This is a genomic window from Microbacterium sp. Leaf161, assembly GCF_001423645.1.
Classification (GTDB): Bacteria; Actinomycetota; Actinomycetes; order Actinomycetales; family Microbacteriaceae; genus Microbacterium; species Microbacterium forte.
On sequence record NZ_LMOW01000001.1, the window covers coordinates 73,929 to 93,682 of the forward strand.

Sequence of the window (19,754 nt, forward strand, 5' to 3'; positions counted from 1 at the left end):
ACCTCAACCCCCGGGGCTTCCCAGGCTTGATCGCTAGCATGACTCTCGGCACGACGAAGTGTCTGGTCGGTGAACCGACCGTGAACACATACTTCCTTTAGGAGCACTCGTGACTCTTCAGACCGTCATCCTCGCAGCAGGCATGGGCTCGCGCCTGGGCCGTGCGCTGCCGAAGCCGCTCACGGAGCTGAGCGACGGCCGCACGATCATGGGCCAGCAGCACGACAACATCCGCGCCGCCTTCGGATCGGACGCCCGCATCACCGCCGTCGTCGGATACCGCGCCGAGACCATCATCGAAGCATTCCCGAACGTCAACTACGTGCACAACGAGCGCTACGACGAGACCAACACCTCGAAGAGCCTGCTGCGCGCCCTCAGCGCCACGGGCAAGTCGGGCGTGCTCTGGATGAACGGCGACGTGGTCTTCGACCCGATGATCCTGGGTCGGGCCGCCGCCTACATCGAGCGCGACCAGTCGTTCGTCACCGTCAACACCTCCAAGGTCAGCGACGAAGAGGTGAAGTACACGGTCACCGCCGAGGGCTTCATCAACGAGCTCTCCAAGACCGTCAAGGGCGGCCTCGGCGAGGCCGTGGGCATCAACTACATCTCGTCCGCGAACAAGAAGGCGTTCATGCGTCAGCTGCAGCGGGTCGAGGACCAGGACTACTTCGAACGCGGCCTCGAGCTCTCGATCGCGGAGGACGGACTCCTTCTCGAGCCGATGGACGTCTCCGACCTGTACGCGGTCGAGGTCGACTTCGCCGAAGACCTCGAGCGGGCGAACCTGTTCGTCTGATCGCTTCCACGAAAGCCCGGCTCCGTCAAGGGGAGCCGGGCTTTCGGCGTTTTCGCGGTCTGGGTTCCTAGGATCGTTCCATGGCCCCCAAGGTGCACAAGATCCACTCCCTCCCCGACGACGCCGCGTGGGACAAGGGGGTGCCGCCGGTGGGCTCCGCGGAGCACCCGCTGATGGTCCGAGGACTCGATCGCGTTCTCGCCATCCAGCGCCCTCTCGTGCTCGCGCATATCCGCAGCATCCGCCTGAGGAACCCGCACGCGTCGCCCGAGCAGATCATCCGCATCCTCGAGCGTCGCTACCTCGCGGCTGTCACGACCGGCGGTGCCGCCGTCGGCGCGACCGCCGTCGTTCCCGGCATCGGCACAGGCATCACTCTCGCCCTCTCAGGGGTCGAGACCGTGGGGTTCGTCGAATCGACCGCACTGTTCGCGCAGTCGGTCGCCGAGGTCCATGGGATCGCGGTCGCCAACCCCGACAGGGCCAGGGCCCTGGTCATGACCCTGATGCTCGGCAAAGAGGGCGTGGCGCTGGTCGGACAGCTGGCAGGACAGGCGACGGGTCGCGGCGGCACGCGATCGTCGTACTGGGGTGAGACGGTGACCAAGTCGCTTCCTCGGGCCGCTGTCGGACCGCTGGTCGACCAGCTCAAGACCCGGTTCGTGAAGCAGTTCGCCGCGAAGGGCGGAGCATCCTTCATCGGCAAGGCGCTGCCGTTCGGAGTCGGTGCCGCCGTGGGTGGCGCGGGCAACCACATCCTCGGACGCCGCGTCCTCACTACATCGCATCATGCCTTCGGCGCCGCCCCGATGGACATGCCCCTCGAGCTCGAGCCGGTCGACGGGGCGGAGAAGCTCGAACTGCGGATGCTGCACGGCGCGCAGTTCGTCGGGGGCGCCGTCGCGGGTGCGGCCGGATCGGCGGCACGCGGTGTGGGCTGGGCAGGACGGAAGATCGCATCCGTCGGTCGTGGCCGCAAGAGCGGCGCCGACGAGATCGGCCCGACGGGAACTCACGATCTTCCGGGCGAGCTCGGATCCGGCAGGTCGGACGTCGTCCAGGACTGACGCGATTCGGCATCCGCCGCAACCTGCGCCGACTGCACGACAGCAGCCAAAGGATCCGGCGACCCGTTGTGGCGAGCATCCAACGGACGAGGCCGACCCGACGATAGGGTGGAATCCGTGACGGACAAGCCCGAACTCTCGACCACCGCCGGCAGGATCGCAGACCTCCGCGCTCGCTACAACGAAGCCGTTGTCGACGCTGAGAAGGTCGCGCAGGAGAAGCAGCACGCCAAGGGCAAGATGACCGCCCGCGAGCGCATCGAACTGCTCGTCGATCCAGGGAGCTTCGTCGAGTTCGACGAGTACGTCCGACACCGCACGACCTCGTTCGGCATGGATCGCAATCGCCCGTACGGCGACTCGGTCGTCACGGGCGTCGGCACGATCCACGGACGCACCGTGGCCGTGTACTCGCAGGACTTCACCACGTTCGGCGGCTCTCTGGGCGAGGTCTCGGGCGACAAGATCATCAAGATCATGGAGTTCGCGCTGTCCGGCGGCATGCCGATCATCGGCATCCTCGATTCGGGCGGAGCCCGCATCCAGGAGGGCGTGCTCGCGCTCAGCAAGTACGGTGAGATCTTCCGTCTGAACACCCGTTCGTCGGGCGTCATCCCGCAGATCTCACTCATCATGGGCCCCGCAGCCGGCGGCGCCGTGTACGGCCCGGCGCTGACCGACTTCGTGATCATGGTCGACAAGACCAGCCAGATGTTCGTCACCGGCCCCGACGTCATCAAGACGGTGACCGGCGAGGACGTCGGCATGGAAGAGCTCGGAGGAGCCCTCACGCACAACACCCGCTCGGGTGTCGCGCACTACCTCGCCGAAGACGAGGACGACGCGATCGACTACGCTCGCACGCTGCTCGGGTTCCTCCCCGACAACAACATGGCGGAGATCCCGGCCTACGAGAGCGGCTTCGAGTGGGAGACGACGGATGCCGATCGCTCCCTGAACACGATCATCCCCGACTCCGCCAACCAGCCGTACGACATCCACACCGTGATCGAGCACGTCGTCGACGCGGGCGACTTCATCGAGGTCCAGCCGCTCTTCGCACCGAACATCGTGATCGGCTTCGGACGTGTCGAGGGCCGCTCCGTCGGCATCATCGCCAACCAGCCGTCGCAGATGGCCGGAACCCTGAACATCGAGGCGGGCGAGAAGGCCAGCCGGTTCGTGCGATTCTGCGACGCGTTCTCGATCCCGATCGTCACGCTCGTCGACGTGCCCGGGTACCTGCCGGGCACCGACCAGGAGTGGACCGGCGTCATCCGCCGCGGTGCGAAGCTCATCTACGCGTACGCCGAGGCGACGGTTCCTCTGGTCACGGTCATCCTCCGCAAGGCCTACGGCGGGGCCTACATCGTGATGGGCTCGAAGCAGCTCGGTGCGGATGTCAACCTCGCCTGGCCCACGGCGGAGATCGCCGTGATGGGCGGTCAGGGTGCGGTCAACATCCTCTACCGCGGCGAGATCAAGCGTGCCGAGGAAGCCGGCGAGGACGTCGCCGCCGTGCGCACGCGCCTCGCCAACGAGTACACCTACAGTGTGACCTCGCCTTTCCTCGCCGCGGAGCGCGGCGAGATCGACGGCATCATCGAGCCCGCGAACACCCGGGTCTCGATCGCCAAGGCGCTGCGCGCCCTCCGTGGGAAGCGCGCCGAGCTGCCGCCCAAGAAGCATGGGAACATTCCGCTGTGACCATCGGGGCAACGCGGGACGCGACGTCGGAGGAACACCAGCCGCCGACGATGCAGATCACTCGGGGTGCCGCCACCGAGGAGGAGCTCGCCGCTCTCATCGCGGTGGTGAGCGACGCCTACGCGCAGGAGGCTTCCGAGGCCGTGGCAGACGAGCCTCGCGTGTCGGCATGGGCCCGCACACAGCGACCGCTGCGACGTCCGCTGCGACGCGACATCCCGTGGGGCCGCTTCACCGGCTGACCGCAACGGGCACGGAGTGCCTGCGAGGCCCGGAGCCCCCCCCAGCTACCGGGCCACGCAGACGACCCTCCGATGATGCGGGGCCGTCGCCCCTGGCACCTTGTAACCCCAGATGGCGCATCTCTTCGATAGTACATCGAATGGAGTTATAGCCCTGGGGGCGTAACCGATATACCGGTATGTGAATCGCGGGACGGCGTTCAGTCCTCCAGGTACAGGTCCGAGGCCCGGGGTGTGAGAACGGCGTCGAGCACGACACAGGCCGCGCCCACCGCACCGACGTCGTCTCCGACGACGGCACCGTCGACGGTCAGTGTGCGCACTGCGCGAGTCGCGCTCCTCCGGTGCAACGGCTCGGGGATCTCACGAAGGTAGACATCGGAGAGCGGCCCCCAGAACGGGCCCCCGAGGACGACGCGATCGACGTCGAGCACGTTCGTGAGCACCGAGATCAGCACCGCGAGATGGCCGGCAGAACGACGCAGCACGCCGAGCGCCGGCAGCTCCCCTGCCGAGGCCCGCTCGCACAGGCGCAGGAACCGCTCGTCGACCTCGTTCGCGCCTCCGCCCTGAGGCTCATCGTCGAACACCCCCGCCGCCTCGGCCTGCTCGACGATCGCCTGCGGAGTGCACACCACCTCTACGCAGCCGCGCGAGCCGCACGCGCACGGCGGCCCCTCCGGGTCGACCATGATGTGGCCGATCTCACCGAAGTTGTGGGTGCTGCCGGCAACCACGCCGCCGTCGCGCGCGGCGGCTGCTCCCAGCCCCGTGCCGAGGTACACGAAGAGAAAAGACCCCTCGGACGTCGCATCTCCCGTCCACAGCTCCCCCACCGCGGCAGCGGTGGTGTCCTTTTCGAGCGTGACCTCGAAACCCGTCGCCTCCGCGAGCACCGAGCGCAGCGGAACACGGTGCCACCCGTCGAGCTTCGGAGGGTCGATCACGGTGCCCTTCGCGGCGTCGAGCGGGCCGGGAGCAGCGACTCCGACTCCCGCGACCAGATCCCGATCGATGCCCGCTTCGTCGATCAGGATCTCGATCGTCTTCGCCATCGTCTCGACGATACGGCTCGGATCTCGGTCCTGAGTGCGCACGACCCTCCGACCGACCGCCTCGCCGGTCATGTTCAGCAGCACGAACGTGATCACGGCCGGATCGAGATGCACGCCGACCGAGAAGCGACTCTCCGCCACCAGGCGCAGCGTGACGCGCGGTTTGCCCGGCCCGTTGATGGTCCGTCCGGCTTCGGCGATGAGCCCCTCGTCGAGAAGACGCCGGGTGATGTTCGTGATCGTCTGCGCGGAGAGACCGGTCGCCTCGACGAGTTCGATCCGGCTGAGTCCTTCACCCGACCGGCGGATGGCCTCGAGGATGACCGACTGATTGAAGTCGCCCATACGGGGGAGGTTTGTTCCTCGACGCATTCCCATGCCCCATCTTCTCGCACCGGGGCCGCATCCGTGTCCCCCAAAATACCTACAGACAACGACTTGACTAACCGCGAAACTGAGTAAGACGCTCAGCGTTCGGCTGGTCTCTCTGTCCCAGGGTAGATAGACGCAGACCGGCCACCAGCGGACGGTTTTCGGGTAACTTGTCCGCTTGGCGAGGGGCAGGCGGATTCGCCGCCCCTCGCCCACTCTGTCTGACCTCGACTCTGACCTCCCTCCCCCGGCCAGAGCCGAGGGCAGGGCCAGGCGTCAGCCCTCCGGCGCGTCTCGGGGGATCTCGTGCCACACGTCGACGGCATCGTCGTCGCTCTGTCCGCCTGCACCTGCCCGACCGACGATCGTCACGGCGGTGAGAGGATCCTGAGCCGCCCGGATGATCCACCGCTCCGCATCGGCATCGCGCAGCACTCGCGCGAGCTCGTCGCGGATCGTCGCGCGCCTCTCCTCGTCGACGTCTGCCAGGCCGCCCTCATCGAAGACCGTGACCACGGCACCCCGGCGACGCGCGTCCTCGATCGCATCACGTACCGCGTCGTTGAGCAGATCCGCGCCGCGCAGCTCGTCGCGGAGCCGTCCCTCGGCCAGGCGCGCCTGCAGACGTTCCTCGTCGTTCAGCGCGCCGCGAGAGGCGACCGTGCGGCTGAGCACGGGCCCGGCGACCGCGAGCGCGAACTGCGTGCGCAGGCGACGTTCCTTCTGGCGCACCTGCTGGGTCGCGTGCCACGCAGACACCGCCTGCTGGATTCCCGCGAGACGCTCGGTGTCGCGGACGGCTCTGTCCCAGAAGATCACGAGCAGGTGAGCGATCACGACCCACATGAGCGAGCCGACGAGACCGAGCGACAGTGCGACGAAGAAGCCCAGATACGCCGAGGAGGTGGCGACGAGGACGGCCACCACCAGCCAGCCGATGACGAAGCGACGCCGCACGATGCACACGACGCCCATCAGACCGAGGGCACCGATGTACCAGGTCGCGAACGGCGCCGTGCGCGTCAGCGGATCGAGAGACAGCGTCACGAGCACCGGAATCAGGATGCTCGAGACCAGGGTCGCCAGCGCCGCCCAGAGAGGCATCCGCACCGAGACCGCCGAGTCCCAGAGGATCGCGACGTTGACGACGACGAGATAGAGGGCGATCGCCGCGACCATCAGCAGCGGTGCGGACGGCTGCTCGATCCACCAGACGCCTCTGGCGGCGAAGTACATCGCGAAGCCGACAGCGAGTGAGGTCGCGACGCTGCGCACCGTGCGGTTCATGGACGCTCCCAGCCCAGAGTGACAGTGGTGCCGCACTCGCTCGAGTCGATCTCTGCGGTGCCGGCCACTCCGGCCATGCGCGCGAAGATCGATGCTCTGATTCCGAGGCGGTCGGCACCGATCGCCCGAAGATCGAACCCCGGCCCCGTGTCCGAGATCGTCACGGTGATGCCCTCATCACCTCGGCCCTCCACGAGGATGTGCAGGCCGCGCCCGCCCGCATGGGTGACGGCGTTGCCGAGCGCCTGCCTGGCAGCGAGCACGAGCGCTCTCGCGGCGCGTCCGGGGATCAGGCCGATCCCGCCTCGTTCCTCGACGATCGCATCCGCCCCGAGCTCCGAGAGCGCTCTGCGGAGCTCGACCACGACCTGTGCCGCACCCACAGGTTCATCGCTCCCCTCCTGAGCGACTGCGGCCTCCGTGTTCGCCAGCCGGGTGAGAGCCTCGCGCGCCATACCCACGGCGAGGTCCTGCGCGCGCTCTCCCTCCGCTCGCTCGGCGGCGATCAGTGCCGCGAGAACGCTGTCATGCATGAGTGCCGACATGGCCGCGCGCTCCTCTTCTGCCGCGGCCGCGGCCGCTGCCCCCGCATACGACGCGACCGCCCGCGCGCGAGCCTCGTCGACGCCGGCGGCGACCGAACGGAACATCCACCCGAGCGCGATGATGACGAAACCGAGAATCAGCGTGAACGACACGTCGAAGGCGGTCGTCACCCAGAAGTCACGAGAGAAGTCGCCCTCGACGAGACGGACGTAGCCGTAGACGAACGGCAGACACAATGCCCAGGCGAACTGGAGCCAGAGCGGGAATGCGAGCATGGCGGCCACGACGCCCACGTTGACGAGGAAGAAGATCCATGGCTGGTCGGCCGCCTCTCCCACCGGCTCGACGAAACTCGGCCACGCACCGAGCGCGACCGTGTAGACGATCGCGAACGCCCCCGACGCCGTCCTGACACCACGGCCGATGACGCACGCGATGAGCATCACGATCAGCGGAATGAAGACGACGAGCAGGATCGTGATGCGCGCAGCATCCGCCCCCGATGTGGTGGTGATGCCCGCGATCAGCGCCTGCGCTCCGAGAACGCCCGATCCGATCGCGACGACAGTGGCGAGGATGCGCTCCATGCGCTTGCCGGTGAAGCGCTCGAACTCGGTCTCCACGCTGCCGGGAGAAGGAATCTTGCTCCAGGCCTCGCGGATGCTGAGCGGATCAGCGGCCACTCGGCGCCCCGTCTGCGGCGACGATCCCATCCTCCATCGCGCGGCGCAGAAGGTCGACCTTCGTCGGTGCCGGTCGGCCGACCTCCACGTACTTGACCCGGATGCGAGTGATGTTCTCCTTCGCGGTCGAGTAGGCCACGCCGAGTCGCTCGGCCACAGCCTTCAGCGGCAGGCCGGCCGCATAGAGCCGCAAGACCTCTCGTTCTCGGGTCGACAGCTGGGCATCCGCGAAGTCGCGATCCCCGTCGACGGCGCTCGCCCACTCGACGTTGTTGAGCGCCTCACCCTGGGCGACGGTGCGGATGGCGTCCAGCACGTCGTCGAGCGCCGAGGACTTGCTCACGACGCCCGCCGCACCGGCGGCGAGCGCCTCGCGCACGGCCGCCGGTCGATCGGCGACGCTGTGGATCACGACGCTCGCGCCGTCTGCGACGAGTGAGCGGACGTTTTCCGTCACCGTGGTGCCGTCGCCGAGCGTCAGGTCGAGCACCACCACGTCGGCCGGCTGCGACGACGTCGCCGTCCTCCACTCGAGATACGACACGACCGTGCTGCCGGAGAAGACGACGGTCTGCGCTCCGTCACGAGCGCACGCCGCCTCGAGACCGAGACGGACGGATTCGTGATCGTCGATGAGTGCGACCCTGCTCATCCGCCCAGCCTACTGAGTAGTCAGCGTCCGCAGATCACCGGTCACCGAGTGAGCAGCGCGACGACCTCGAAGTGGTGCGAGTGCGGGAACAGATCGAACCCTCGCAGAGTCCCCACGTTCCACCCATGCGCACGGAAGGTGCCGAGGTCACGGGCGAGCGCGACGGGGTCGCACGCGACGTAGGCGATGGCTTCGGGGGCGAGCGTGTCGAGAGCGTCGACCACGGCGCGGCCGGCGCCCGCACGCGGCGGATCGAGGACGACGGCTCCTGCGCGCGTACCCGCGGGGACACCGGCGAGATAGCGGTCGACTCTCGCCGTCACGGCATCCACTGCGAGGGGCGCGAGGTTCTGCTGCGCGTGAAGGGTCGCTCGTCGGCTCGACTCGACCGTGACGATGTCGGTGCCGCCGAGATCCGCGAGCGACGCGGCGAAGAGCCCGACTCCCCCGTAGAGATCGAAGTGCTTCTTCTCGGGGTCGACATGGCCGTCGAGGATTCCGTAGACGGCGCCGTCGAGCACCGAGGCGGCACGGGGGTGCACCTGCCAGAATCCACCGGCGTCGACCTGGAACCGACGGTCGCCCACCTGCTCGTAGACGACCTCGGGGGCCGGCCGACGATGCTGGCCCCGCGCCGGGCGCTCGTCGAGGCGGTCTCGGCGGATGACCCGCACCTCGCCGTCGCCGGGTTCGACGAGGTCGACGCTTCCCGCGTCGCCGCCGGCGAGGCGCAGCGCCGCCTTCGCGACCGCCGGGCGGGCGAGCGGGTGGGAGCTGACCGGGATCACGCGGTGGCTGCGCGCGGCGTAGGGCCCGACCCGGCCCTCGTCGTCGACGTGCAGGGTGACCCTCGTGCGCCACCCGGTGCCGTCGGTGGAGTCGACGGCTTCGATCTCGGGGGCCTCGAGTCCGGGACCGGCGAAGCGATCGAGCGCCTCAGTCAGCACCTGACGCTTCAGCACGCGCTGCTGCGCGAGGTCGATGTGCCCGAGGTCGGCACCACCCGGCCGATCCTCCGGGGTGCGAGAGACGTCGGCCTCCGCCCAGACGTGCGGTCGGCGGTGCGGCGAAGCCTCGAGGACCTCGACCGTCTCGGCGCGCCAGAAGCTCTTCGACTCTCCGGTCGAATCCTCGGTCAGGCGCGCGCGGACCCGCTCACCGGGGATGGCGTCGGAGACGAAGACGACGCGACCTTCGTGTCGGGCGATGAACGTGCCGCCGTGCGCGATGCCGGTGATGTCCAGATCGAGCAGGGCTGGGGAGGAAGTCATCCTTCGAGGATACGGTGGTGAACATGCGCGTCTGCCTCGCCTCCACCTCTCCCGCCCGTCTCATGCTGCTGCGACAGGCCGGCATCGAACCGCTGACCCAGTCGCCCGGCGTGGATGAGGATGCGGTCGCCGCCGCTGCCGCTGCCGAACGCGGCGCCGAGCTCGCGCCGGCCGACCTCGTGCTGCTGCTCGCCCGCGCCAAGGCCGCGGATGTCGCCCAGCGGCTCGCGGAGGACGGGTCGTTCGACGGCATCGTGATCGGCGGGGACTCGATGTTCGAGATCGGCGGTCGTGTCTACGGCAAGCCCTACACGGCGGAGGAGGCGACGAGGCGCTGGCAGGAGATGCGCGGCGCCACCGGGATCCTGCACTCGGGTCACTCGGTCTTCCGGGTCTCCCCCGGCTCCGCTCCGGTCGAGGCCACCGCGACGGCGGAGGCTTCGGTGACCTTCGCCGAGGACATCACGGATGCCGAGATCGCGGCCTACGTCGCCTCCGGCGAGCCTCTGCTCGTCGCCGGCGCATTCACGGTCGACAGCCTGGGCGGAGCCTTCATCACGCGCGTCGACGGAGACCCGTCGACGGTGGTCGGGATGTCGCTGTCGACCGTCCGCCGCCTCGCTGCGGATCTCGGCGTGACGTGGACCGACCTCTGGTCGTAGAGTCTCGTCGACGTTTCTCCCTCTTTCTTGTGGAGAGTCGTCAAAGCGAACGCCACCCTTCTCGCTAGGCTGGCAAGCATGCCTGATATCGCCAAGGTGCTCATCGCCAACCGCGGCGAGATCGCCGTCCGCATCATCCGTGCCGCTCGCGACTCGGGGATCGCCTCGGTCGCCGTGTACGCCGACCAGGACCGGGACGCTCTGCACACCCGCCTCGCCGACGAGGCATACGCCCTCGGCGGTGCCACGAGCGCCGAGACCTACCTGCAGATCGAGAAGATCCTCTCGATCGCCCGCCGTGCCGGCGCAGATGCCGTGCACCCCGGGTACGGCTTCCTCGCCGAGAACGCCGAGTTCGCCCGCGCCATCATCGGTGCAGGTATGACCTGGATCGGCCCCTCCCCCGAGGCCATCGAGGCGCTCGGCGACAAGGTCACCGCCCGTCATGTCGCCGAGAAGGTGGGCGCTCCCCTCGCCCCCGGCACGCCGGGCCCGGTCGCCGGAGCGGACGAGGTCATCGCGTTCGCCCAGGAGTTCGGTCTGCCGATCGCGATCAAGGCCGCGTACGGCGGTGGAGGCCGAGGCCTCAAGGTCGCCCGTGAGCTCGACGAGGTCGCCGAGCTGTTCGAGTCGGCCACCCGTGAGGCCGTCGCGGCGTTCGGTCGTGGAGAGTGCTTCGTCGAGAAGTACCTCGACAAGCCCCGCCACGTCGAGACCCAGTGCCTCGCTGACGCGGAGGGCAACGTCGTCGTGATCTCGACGCGTGACTGCTCGCTGCAGCGGCGCCACCAGAAGCTCGTCGAGGAGGCACCGGCTCCGTTCCTCACGGACGAGCAGAACGACCTGCTCTACTCGGCCTCCAAAGCCATCCTCAAGGAGGTCGGCTACGTCGGCGCAGGAACCTGCGAGTTCCTGATCGGCGCCGACGGCACCGTGTCGTTCCTCGAGGTCAACACCCGCCTGCAGGTCGAGCACCCCGTCTCCGAAGAGGTCACCGGCATCGACCTGGTGCGGGAGCAGTTCCGCATCGCCGCCGGCGGCACCATCGACTACGACGACCCGAAGCCGACCGGCCACTCGATCGAGTTCCGGATCAACGGCGAAGACCCCGGTCGCGGGTTCCTCCCCCAGCCGGGTCCGATCCACGTCTTCAAGACCTTCGGCGGCCCCGGCATCCGGCTCGACTCCGGCGTCACCGCGGGCGACTCGGTCTCGGGAGCATTCGACTCGCTGCTCGCGAAGATCATCGTCACGGGCAAGGACCGCGCCGAGGCTCTGGAGCGGTCGCGCCGGGCGCTCGACGAATTCGAGGTCGCCGGCCTCCCGACCGTGATCCCGTTCCACCGCAAGGTCGTCCGCGACCCCGCCTTCACCGCGGAGAACGGCGAGTTCGGCATCTTCACACGCTGGATCGAGACCGAGTTCGAGAACGACATCCCGGCGTGGGACGGCGAGCTCGAGTCTCCCGCGGCCGCCGAGAACCGCCACACGGTGGTGGTCGAGGTCGCAGGCAAGCGCCTCGAGGTCAGCCTTCCGGACCGCGTCGCTGTAGCCGCAGGCACCGCCGGACGACCGGCCGCCGTGCCGCCGTCTCGTCGCAGCCACGCCACCTCCGTCAGCGCCGGTGCTTCCGGCGACGCCGTGAAGTCGCCCATGCAGGCCACCGTCGTCAAGATCGCCGTCGAGGAGGGGCAGCAGGTCGTCAAGGGCGACCTCGTCGTCGTGCTCGAGGCGATGAAGATGGAGCAGCCGCTGCAGGCCCACAAGGACGGCACGATCGCGAACATCAGTGCGGTCGCCGGTGCGACGGTCTCGGCCGGGCACCAGCTGCTCACTATCAGCTGATCGCGTAGGAACGACAAGGGCCCCCGCCTCGAGGCGGGGGCCTTCGTCATTCCTTCAGTCCGCAGGGGCGGAGGCGCACCACTCGTCGAACATCCGCTGCCCTGCCGAGGTGCCGAGAGCGGCGCGTGCCGCCGGCGAATCGTGGAACTCACGCAACGCCGACCAGACGACCTGCGGGTGCGTCCTCAGCATCGCCGGGGCGACGGTGACCGTGGCGGGAACGCGCATCCCGTCGGATGCGGTCACGCGACGCGGATCTACGCGGAGTCTGATGAGCGGGAGCTCGTCCATGCCGCGCCGGGGCTCGGTCGTGTCCGGCTCCACACCACGGATCGCGCTCCACGGCACGTACAGGGTCTCGGTGGCACGCATCAGGAGCACCCCGTCGGGGCCGATGCCCAGCCCCATCGGTCGACGGCCGAAGGAATCGGAACGGTATTGCGTGATGGCCGCGCGCACCGCCGTGTAGACGAACAGCGCGGCGGTCGCCGCGAGCACCGCCACGCCGAGGAAGGCCTCCGGTCGGCCGGTGAGCCCGATCCCGACCGCCACGATCGTCGCGGCCGTGAGCGCGATCGCCCACACGACGCACAGCATCAGGGTGACGACGCCCGGGCGCCGCTCCGGCACGAAGTGCACGCGTGCATCAGGGCTTCCTATCCGCCCGCGCGTCAGCGTCGCCGCGTCGACCAGACGCGCGCTCCCTGCGGCGAAAGGCCTGCGGGCAGCGACGGCGAGGGCCGTGAGACCGAACAGCGCGACGAACGCCCCCGACCACAGCGGCCCCGCGGCGCCGCCGGAGAATCCGGCCATGGCGGCCGCGGCGGCGAAGAGGACCACGCCGAGCCAGAGCATGCCGGTGTTGCGTCGGGGGCGACGTTCGCCCCACTTCGCCGGCCATCCCTGCAACCGCGGCGATGCGAACGAATCCGTCACGGCTGCCCCTCCGCGACGAGGAGCGGCGGTTCGACGAGGGCAGTTCGCATGGCCACCATTATCGCAGCGCATTCGAAGTAGGCTGATCGCCGGACCACCACCGAGGAAGGATCGCATGTATCGGATCGACCCCGCGCGACTCACGGCGCACGCCGGCGCACTGACCGACGATTCCGGATCGACGGCCACAGCCACGACCTACGCCTCCGACCACATCACGCTCGAGTACCTCGACACTTCTTTCGTCTATTCGAAGGCTCTGTTCGCGGCCAATGAGACGGTGGAGGCGCTCAACAGCTACTTCGGCGCACTGAACACCGCGCTGACGGCATCCGCGACCGAGCTGCAGGGCACCGCGACCCGATCACTCGAACTCGACGACGCGATCGAAGCCGACCTCGACCGGAACTATCCCGGCGGGGGCGGCAGCGGTGCCACGACATCGGCGGACGACGCGTCGTCCGGTTCGCCCCACAACGCAGTGGACGAGCTGTCCCCTCCGGCCACGGAGACTCCGGAGGATCTGGTCTCCACCATCCTCACGACCGACTGGCTGAGCCCGTCGTCGGTGCTGGCCCAGGTGCTGGACTGGATCTTCGACTGGAACTACCTCGACGTCATCTCCAAGAACTTCAGCGGCGATTGGAACAAGCTGTACGAAGTCTCGGACTCGCTCCGCAAGCTCGGCGCCTACACCGGCACCCAGGGCGACAACGTGGCCTACGAGATGGCCGTGACCGCCGGATCCTGGACCGGGGAAGCGGCGACAGCCGCGAACGCGTTCTTCACCGACCTCGCGGAGCTCCTCCGCGAGGCGGGCACCAAGATCGCCGAGCTCGGACCGGAGTTCGAGATGGTGGCGCGGGGCATGATCAGCACGGCTGCACTGGTGAGCGGCATCTTCTCGAAGATCCTCGACGCCGCACTCGTGGCCGCCGTCTGCATCGCGGCGGGCACAGTGACGATCGAGACGGTCGTCGGTGGAATCCTCGGCTACCTCTGCGGTGGCATCGAGATCGGATACGCCCTGTGGCTCGCCAAGTCCGCCTACGACACCGTGCAGTCCGTGCTGACCTTCTTCGACGCGCTGAACGCCTCGGTGGGAGTGCTGAGCTCGCTGCTCGCGGGCGGCACCGACCTCCCCCTCCCCGTCGGATACGACAATGCGCAGGTGAACTGATGATGGACGACCCCTCGATCTCTCCCGAAGGAGAAGTCCCCGGCCAGCCCCGCGTGCTCGGCACCGCTCAGGCCGGAAGTCCCCTCGACCTCCGCGCCCGCGAACTGCTCGCACGCCTGAGCCGCGATCCGCAGATGGACGAATCGGTGCGCAATCGCGCTCAGGCGGCGCTCGCCGGACGCGCGACGCTCCGGGACGTCGCCCAGACCCCGGCATTCGCCGCACGGATGGAAGAGGCGGGCCGCCTGCTCAAGGCCGCCCTCGCCGATATGGACGACGAGCAGCGAGAAGCCGTGCGAACGGCCTTCCTGTACGGACCGGGCGACCGCTCCGACACGACCGGTTCGGGTGACGACCGTGCGCGGTGAGCGCGCGCTCGCGGTCGTCGGCACGGCACTCGCCGCGATCCTGCTCAGCAGCTGCTCGTCTTCCGCGGAATCCACGCTGACCGTGCAGTTCGAAGAGGGCGAAGGACAGACCGTCTCGGTTTCAGATCTGCAGTGCGTCACCTCAGGCGATCGATTCACCGCATCCAGCGCGCAGGACCGCGTCGGCGAGCTCTCGGCGTTCACCGCGTCCATCTCCGGTGCCGCGGACGCGACCACCTGGATCAGCCTCGGAGACGACCGGTGGCTGCTGACGACGGACGCGTTCGAGCATGACGGCGCGGTGACGTTCGACAACGCCGAAGCCCGAATCGGCACCTCCACCGACGGGTATCCGGCCGAACTCGAGACGTCGGCGACACTCGACGGCACACTGACCTGCACATCGCAGAAGGACTTCTGAGGGGAGTGAGATGAACAGTCGAATCATCTCGATCGAGCACGACCAGCTGGACGCCGCGTGCACCGAGATCTCGGAGCATGTGAGGCAGATCGACGCCGAGCTCGATCGACTCGAGGCTGCGGCGGACGCGCTGTCCTGGCAGTGGTCAGGAGAGGCACAGGTCGCCTATCGTGTGGCGCAGCGCGAATGGCACCAGTCGATGCGCGAGATGACGGCGATCGCACATGCGCTGTCCGCGATCGCCCATCGGGGCAACAACAGCTTCCGCGCGCAGGATCGCCGCGACGCGGCCGTCTGGGCACGCTGAGGCGAGCCGTCGGACTCGCGCCGGTACCGTCTTCGCAGACGACGGTACCGGCCGTGGTCCGACCGTCTCGACGAGCTACGAGATCTTCGCGTTGACGAGGTGCATCGCCCGGCTCGCGTCGGTGATGCTGCTCGACAGCGACGGGTAGGCCGCGAACACACGCGATACCTGGTCGACCGTCAGACGGCGTTCGACCGCGACGGCGATCGGGTAGATCAGCTCGGATGCCTTCGGTCCGACGATCACGCCGCCGATCACGGTGCCGGAGCCCTTGCGGGCGATGAGCTTCACGAAGCCGTCCTTGATGCCCATCATCTTGGCCCGTGGGTTCGCGGCGAGAGGCAGCTTGTAGACGAGCCCGTCAGCCACGCCGTCCTCGACGTCCTTCTCGGAGTATCCGACCGTCGCGATCTCGGGCGCGGTGAAGATGTTCGACGTGATCTTGATCAGCTCGAGCGGGATCACGATGTCGCCCAGCGCGTGGAAGACGGCCGTGCGGCCCTGCATCGACGCGACGGATGCCAACGGGAAGAAGTTCGTGCAGTCGCCGACGGCGTAGACGTTGGGAACCGAGGTGCGAGCCACGCGGTTGACGCGGACGTGTCCGCTCTCGTCGAGTTCGACTCCCGCATCCTCGAGGCCGATGCCCGCGGTGTTGGGGATCGATCCGACGGCCATGAGGCAGTGGCTGCCGTCGACCGTGCGTCCGTCCGACAGCGTCGCCGTCACGCCGTCCTTGGTGACCTCGACCTTCTCGGCGCGAGCCTTCGAGAGCACCGTCATGCCACCGCGCTTGAAGACCTTCTCGAGCACGCGCGCGGCGTCCTGATCCTCGCCCGGAAGCACCTGATCGCGGCTGGACACCAGGGTGACCTTCGCGCCGAGGTTCATGTAGGCGGAGGCGAACTCGGCACCGGTCACACCGGATCCGACGACGATGAGGTGCTCGGGCAGAGCTTTCATGTCGTACAGCTGCGTCCAGGTGAGGATGCGCTTGCCGTCGGGCTTCGCCGAGTCCAGCTCGCGCGGCGACGCGCCGACGGCGACGATGATCGTGTCGGCCTCGATGCGGTCGAAGTCCGTGCCGCCGTGACCGGTCGAGACGATGATCGCGTTCGGGCCCTCGAGGCGCCCGTGTCCGGACAGGATGCGCACTCCGGCCTCGAGCAGAGCGGAGCGCATGTCCTCGGACTGCTGTCCGGCGAGGGCGATGAGTCGCTTGTTGACGGCGGCGAGGTTGATCGCGATCTCGGGCTTCAGCGGCTTGCCGTGCTCGCCCTTCGCATAGAACTGCACACCCAGGTCGGACGCCTCCGAGATCGCGATGGCCGCATCGGCCGTCGCGATCAGGCTCTTCGAGGGCACGACGTCGGTGAGGACCGCCGCACCGCCGACTCCCACGCGCTCGACCAGGGTCACCTCGGCTCCGAGCTGGGCGGCGGCGAGTGCCGCCTCGTAGCCGCCGGGACCGCCGCCGAGCACGGCGACGCGCTGAGTGCGCTCAAAAGGGGTGGAAGACATGATCTCCATTCTTCCGCAATCCTGGCCCCCGAGCCTGCACCTTCCTAGAGTGGATCCATGTCCGAAACACACAGCAACCCCCTCGACGACCCGAATGCGAACCCGTTCGAGGTCGCAGCCGACGCAGCCGCCGACATCGCGCGCCTGACCGGAGTCGAGAAGCACGACATCGCCCTGACCCTCGGCAGCGGCTGGGGAAAGGCCGCCGACATCATCGGCGAGACCACAGCGACCATCCCCGCCACCGAGGTGACCGGCTTCTCGAAGCCCGCTCTCGAAGGGCACGTGGGCACTCTGCGCAGCATCCGCACCCCCGACGGCAAGAACGTGCTCGTCATCGGCGCCCGCACCCACTACTACGAGGGCCACGGTGTGCGCCGGGTCGTGCACTCGGTGCGCACAGCCGCAGCCACGGGGGCGAAGATCATGGTGCTCACCAACGGTGCAGGCGGCATCCGCGAGACGTGGACCCCCGGACAGCCGGTGCTGATCAGCGACCACATCAACCTCACCGCCGACTCGCCTCTCGAAGGGGCGACCTTCATCGACCTCACCGACCTCTACTCCCCGCGCCTGCGTGACATCGCCCGCGGCGTCGATCCCTCGCTCGATGAGGGCGTCTACACGCAGTTCCGCGGCCCGCACTACGAGACGCCGGCCGAGGTGCAGATGGCGAAGCACATCGGCGGCCACATCGTCGGCATGTCCACCGCCCTCGAAGCGATCGCCGCACGCGAGGCAGGCATGGAGATCCTCGGGTTCTCGCTCATCACGAACCTCGCAGCAGGCATCCAGAAGACGCCTCTCAGCCACGCGGAGGTCATCGAAGCCGGCCGCGAGGCCGAGCCGGTGATCTCGGCGCTGCTGGCCCGAGTGGTCGAGGCGCTGTGAACGACGAGCGCCTGGCGCAGGCGCGCGCCTGGATGAGACAGGACCCGGATCACGAGACCCGCGACGAGCTCGCCGCGGTCATCACCCGCGCGGCCTCCGGCGACGAGGCGGCGGCCGCCGACCTCGACGACCGCTTCGGCGCCAGACTCGCGTTCGGCACGGCAGGGCTCCGCGGGGCGCTCGGCGCCGGCAGCAACCGCATGAACCGCGTGCTCGTCGCGCAGGCGGCCGCGGGTTTCGCCGCCTACCTGCGCGAGAAGTCGCAGGGCCGCACGCCGACGGTCGTCATCGGCTATGACGGCCGCCGCAACTCCCGGGTGTTCGCGACCGACTCCGCCGAGCTGTTCGCCGGAGCAGGTCTGCGAGCGATCCTCCTCCCGAGGCTGCTGCCGACACCCGTGCTCGCCTTCGCGGTGCGCCACCTGGGCGCGGACGCCGGCGTCATGGTGACGGCATCGCACAACCCGCCGAACGACAACGGCTACAAGGTCTATCTGGGCGGCGCCGACCAGGGTTCGCAGATCGTCGCACCCGCCGACGCCGAGATCGCCGCGCACATTCAGCGGGTCGCCGACGCGGATGACGTCTCGGCCCTGCCTCGCTCCACCGACTACGAGACGGCGGGTGAGGACGTCGTCGAGGCGTACGTGGCGGCGACAGCCGCGATCTCGCCTGCGCCTGCGGGCGCATCGGACCTCCGCTGGGTCTACACCGCGATGCACGGGGTCGGCTGGGAGACGCTGTCGAAGATCGTGTCGGCCGCCGGATATCCGCAGCCGATGGTCGTCGAGGAGCAGCTGACGCCCGACGCGACGTTCCGCACCGTGTCGTTCCCCAACCCCGAGGAGCCGGGGGCGATGGACCTGTCGTTCGCTCGGGCGCGCCGAGTGCAGGCGGACTTCATCATCGCGAACGATCCGGATGCCGACCGCCTCGCCGTGGCCATCCCCGATGCGTCCTCCGAGAGCGGATGGCGTCGCCTCACCGGCAACGAGGTCGGACTCCTGCTCGGTGCGCGCGCGGCTCGGGCGGCTGCGGGCACTCCCGGGGCCTCGCTGGCCTGCTCGCTCGTCTCCTCCCCCGGCCTCGGCGCCGTCGCCGCGCACCACGGCCTCGACTTCCACGAGACGCTCACGGGCTTCAAATGGATCTCCCGCGCCCCCGGCATCGTGTTCGGGTTCGAGGAGGCCCTCGGGTACCTCGTGAACCCCGAGACCGTGCGCGACAAGGACGGCATCTCGGCCGCCGTCGCGGTCCTCGGTCTCGCGGCCGAGGCTCATGAGCGCGGGAAGTCGCTCGCCGACCTGCTGTCGGAGCTGGGCGACACCTACGGCCACTTCGCCAGCGGACAGGTGTCGGTGCGCGTGCAGGATCTCTCGGTCATCGGCAGTGTGATGCTGTCCCTGCGCACGATTCCGCCGCGGCAGCTCGGTGGCCACGCCATCGCCTCTGCGGAGGATCTGCTTCACGCCGATGAGGGACAGCCGTCCGGCGATGTGCTGCGGTACCGGCTCGCAGACGGCTCGCGCATCATCGTGCGTCCGAGCGGCACCGAGCCGAAGCTCAAGGTCTACATCGACGCCACCGCCGACTCTGCGGACCGGGCGAGTGCGACGATCGCGGAGCTCGAGGCCGCGGTGCGCGTGCTCCTGGAAGAACGCTCGTAGGCCGCATGCCGAGAAGACATGTCGTGATCAGCGCCCACAACGGGGTGCACGCGCGCCCCGTCGCCGAGCTCGTCAGGCTCGTGCAGGCGCACCCGCACGTCGTGACTCTGCGCACGTCGTCGGGCGCAGTCGTGGACCTCAGCAGCGTTCTCGCGCTGATGGACCTCGCACTCGCGCCCGGCGACGCGGTGGTGCTCGAGACGGCGGAGTCGGCGGATGCCGAATCGGTCCTCGACACCCTGGCCGGCGTGCTGGATCCTCGGGCCTGACGC

At 68.8% G+C, this 19,754-nt stretch carries 20 protein-coding genes; 13 read left to right on the top strand and 7 right to left on the bottom strand.

Annotated elements, in window-relative coordinates; genetic code table 11:
• The first annotated feature begins 109 nt into the window (after positions 1-109).
• From ASF87_RS00380 to ASF87_RS00395, 4 genes are all read left to right on the top strand, one after another.
• Entirely contained in the window at positions 110-802 is a 693-nt protein-coding gene (locus tag ASF87_RS00380) for a phosphocholine cytidylyltransferase family protein (RefSeq protein ID WP_042536498.1), read from the top strand.
• An 80-nt stretch (positions 803-882) separates the two neighbouring features.
• The gene (locus ASF87_RS00385) at positions 883-1,869 is read left to right on the top strand and encodes a hypothetical protein (RefSeq protein ID WP_235558830.1); all 987 of its coding nucleotides are present in this window, start codon (positions 883-885) and stop codon (positions 1,867-1,869) included.
• A 117-nt stretch (positions 1,870-1,986) separates the two neighbouring features.
• Positions 1,987-3,576, top strand: coding sequence for an acyl-CoA carboxylase subunit beta (locus ASF87_RS00390; protein WP_375137374.1), 1,590 nt, complete (start codon positions 1,987-1,989; stop codon positions 3,574-3,576).
• Positions 3,573-3,818 carry an acyl-CoA carboxylase subunit epsilon gene (locus ASF87_RS00395; RefSeq protein WP_327037332.1) on the top strand — a complete coding sequence of 82 codons (246 nt, stop codon included), beginning with the start codon at positions 3,573-3,575 and terminating at the stop codon, positions 3,816-3,818. The genes ASF87_RS00390 and ASF87_RS00395 overlap by 4 nt, the downstream gene beginning before the upstream one ends.
• A 200-nt stretch (positions 3,819-4,018) precedes the next feature.
• On the opposite strand, the gene ASF87_RS00400 is transcribed toward ASF87_RS00395, so the two are convergent.
• The 5 genes from ASF87_RS00400 to ASF87_RS00420 form a co-directional block, all read right to left on the bottom strand.
• Positions 4,019-5,218 (bottom strand): ROK family transcriptional regulator, encoded by a 1,200-nt coding sequence (locus ASF87_RS00400; RefSeq protein WP_056373363.1) that lies wholly within the window; start codon positions 5,216-5,218, stop codon positions 4,019-4,021.
• A 303-nt stretch (positions 5,219-5,521) separates the two neighbouring features.
• Positions 5,522-6,532 (bottom strand): hypothetical protein, encoded by a 1,011-nt coding sequence (locus ASF87_RS00405; RefSeq protein WP_042536494.1) that lies wholly within the window; start codon positions 6,530-6,532, stop codon positions 5,522-5,524.
• Entirely contained in the window at positions 6,529-7,761 is a 1,233-nt protein-coding gene (locus tag ASF87_RS00410; RefSeq protein ID WP_235558831.1) for an ATP-binding protein, read from the bottom strand. Before ASF87_RS00410 ends, ASF87_RS00405 begins: the two co-directional genes overlap by 4 nt.
• Positions 7,751-8,413, bottom strand: a complete 663-nt coding sequence (locus ASF87_RS00415; protein ID WP_056373366.1) for a response regulator transcription factor — start codon at positions 8,411-8,413, stop codon at positions 7,751-7,753. Before ASF87_RS00415 ends, ASF87_RS00410 begins: the two co-directional genes overlap by 11 nt.
• A gap of 41 nt (positions 8,414-8,454) precedes the next feature.
• Positions 8,455-9,684, bottom strand: a complete 1,230-nt coding sequence (locus tag ASF87_RS00420) for a class I SAM-dependent RNA methyltransferase (RefSeq protein ID WP_056373368.1) — start codon at positions 9,682-9,684, stop codon at positions 8,455-8,457.
• Between the two features lie 23 nt (positions 9,685-9,707).
• On the opposite strand from ASF87_RS00420, the gene ASF87_RS00425 reads away from it, so the two are divergent.
• Positions 9,708-10,346, top strand: a complete 639-nt coding sequence (locus ASF87_RS00425) for a Maf family protein (RefSeq protein WP_056376263.1) — start codon at positions 9,708-9,710, stop codon at positions 10,344-10,346.
• A gap of 78 nt (positions 10,347-10,424) precedes the next feature.
• Positions 10,425-12,191 carry an acetyl/propionyl/methylcrotonyl-CoA carboxylase subunit alpha gene (locus ASF87_RS00430; protein WP_056373370.1) on the top strand — a complete coding sequence of 589 codons (1,767 nt, stop codon included), beginning with the start codon at positions 10,425-10,427 and terminating at the stop codon, positions 12,189-12,191.
• 54 nt (positions 12,192-12,245) lie between these two features.
• Here the strand turns inward: ASF87_RS00430 and ASF87_RS00435 are convergent, their stop codons facing one another.
• Complete coding sequence (locus ASF87_RS00435; protein WP_056373372.1) at positions 12,246-13,127, bottom strand: hypothetical protein; 882 nt, start codon at positions 13,125-13,127, stop codon at positions 12,246-12,248.
• A 115-nt stretch (positions 13,128-13,242) separates the two neighbouring features.
• On the opposite strand from ASF87_RS00435, the gene ASF87_RS00440 reads away from it, so the two are divergent.
• The 4 genes from ASF87_RS00440 to ASF87_RS00455 are packed head-to-tail and all read left to right on the top strand — an operon-like array spanning position 13,243 to position 15,403.
• Positions 13,243-14,307, top strand: coding sequence for a hypothetical protein (locus tag ASF87_RS00440; protein ID WP_042536489.1), 1,065 nt, complete (start codon positions 13,243-13,245; stop codon positions 14,305-14,307).
• Entirely contained in the window at positions 14,307-14,675 is a 369-nt protein-coding gene (locus ASF87_RS00445) for a hypothetical protein (RefSeq protein WP_153302227.1), read from the top strand. Before ASF87_RS00440 ends, ASF87_RS00445 begins: the two co-directional genes overlap by 1 nt.
• The gene (locus ASF87_RS00450; RefSeq protein ID WP_056373374.1) at positions 14,656-15,096 is read left to right on the top strand and encodes a hypothetical protein; all 441 of its coding nucleotides are present in this window, start codon (positions 14,656-14,658) and stop codon (positions 15,094-15,096) included. The genes ASF87_RS00445 and ASF87_RS00450 overlap by 20 nt, the downstream gene beginning before the upstream one ends.
• A 10-nt stretch (positions 15,097-15,106) precedes the next feature.
• Positions 15,107-15,403 carry a WXG100 family type VII secretion target gene (locus ASF87_RS00455; protein ID WP_056373376.1) on the top strand — a complete coding sequence of 99 codons (297 nt, stop codon included), beginning with the start codon at positions 15,107-15,109 and terminating at the stop codon, positions 15,401-15,403.
• Between the two features lie 75 nt (positions 15,404-15,478).
• On the opposite strand, the gene ASF87_RS00460 is transcribed toward ASF87_RS00455, so the two are convergent.
• Positions 15,479-16,933: an NAD(P)H-quinone dehydrogenase gene (locus tag ASF87_RS00460; RefSeq protein WP_194285947.1), complete on the bottom strand. Its 1,455-nt coding sequence runs from the start codon at positions 16,931-16,933 to the stop codon at positions 15,479-15,481.
• A 48-nt stretch (positions 16,934-16,981) separates the two neighbouring features.
• Here ASF87_RS00460 and ASF87_RS00465 point away from each other — a divergent pair, with 48 nt between their 5' ends.
• The 3 genes from ASF87_RS00465 to ASF87_RS00475 are packed head-to-tail and all read left to right on the top strand — an operon-like array spanning position 16,982 to position 19,751.
• On the top strand, positions 16,982-17,815 hold the full coding sequence (locus ASF87_RS00465) for a purine-nucleoside phosphorylase (protein ID WP_056373378.1): 834 nt from the start codon (positions 16,982-16,984) through the stop codon (positions 17,813-17,815).
• Positions 17,812-19,482, top strand: a complete 1,671-nt coding sequence (locus ASF87_RS00470) for a phospho-sugar mutase (protein WP_056373380.1) — start codon at positions 17,812-17,814, stop codon at positions 19,480-19,482. Before ASF87_RS00465 ends, ASF87_RS00470 begins: the two co-directional genes overlap by 4 nt.
• A gap of 5 nt (positions 19,483-19,487) precedes the next feature.
• Complete coding sequence (locus ASF87_RS00475) at positions 19,488-19,751, top strand: HPr family phosphocarrier protein (RefSeq protein WP_042536484.1); 264 nt, start codon at positions 19,488-19,490, stop codon at positions 19,749-19,751.
• Positions 19,752-19,754: the final 3 nt, after the last annotated feature.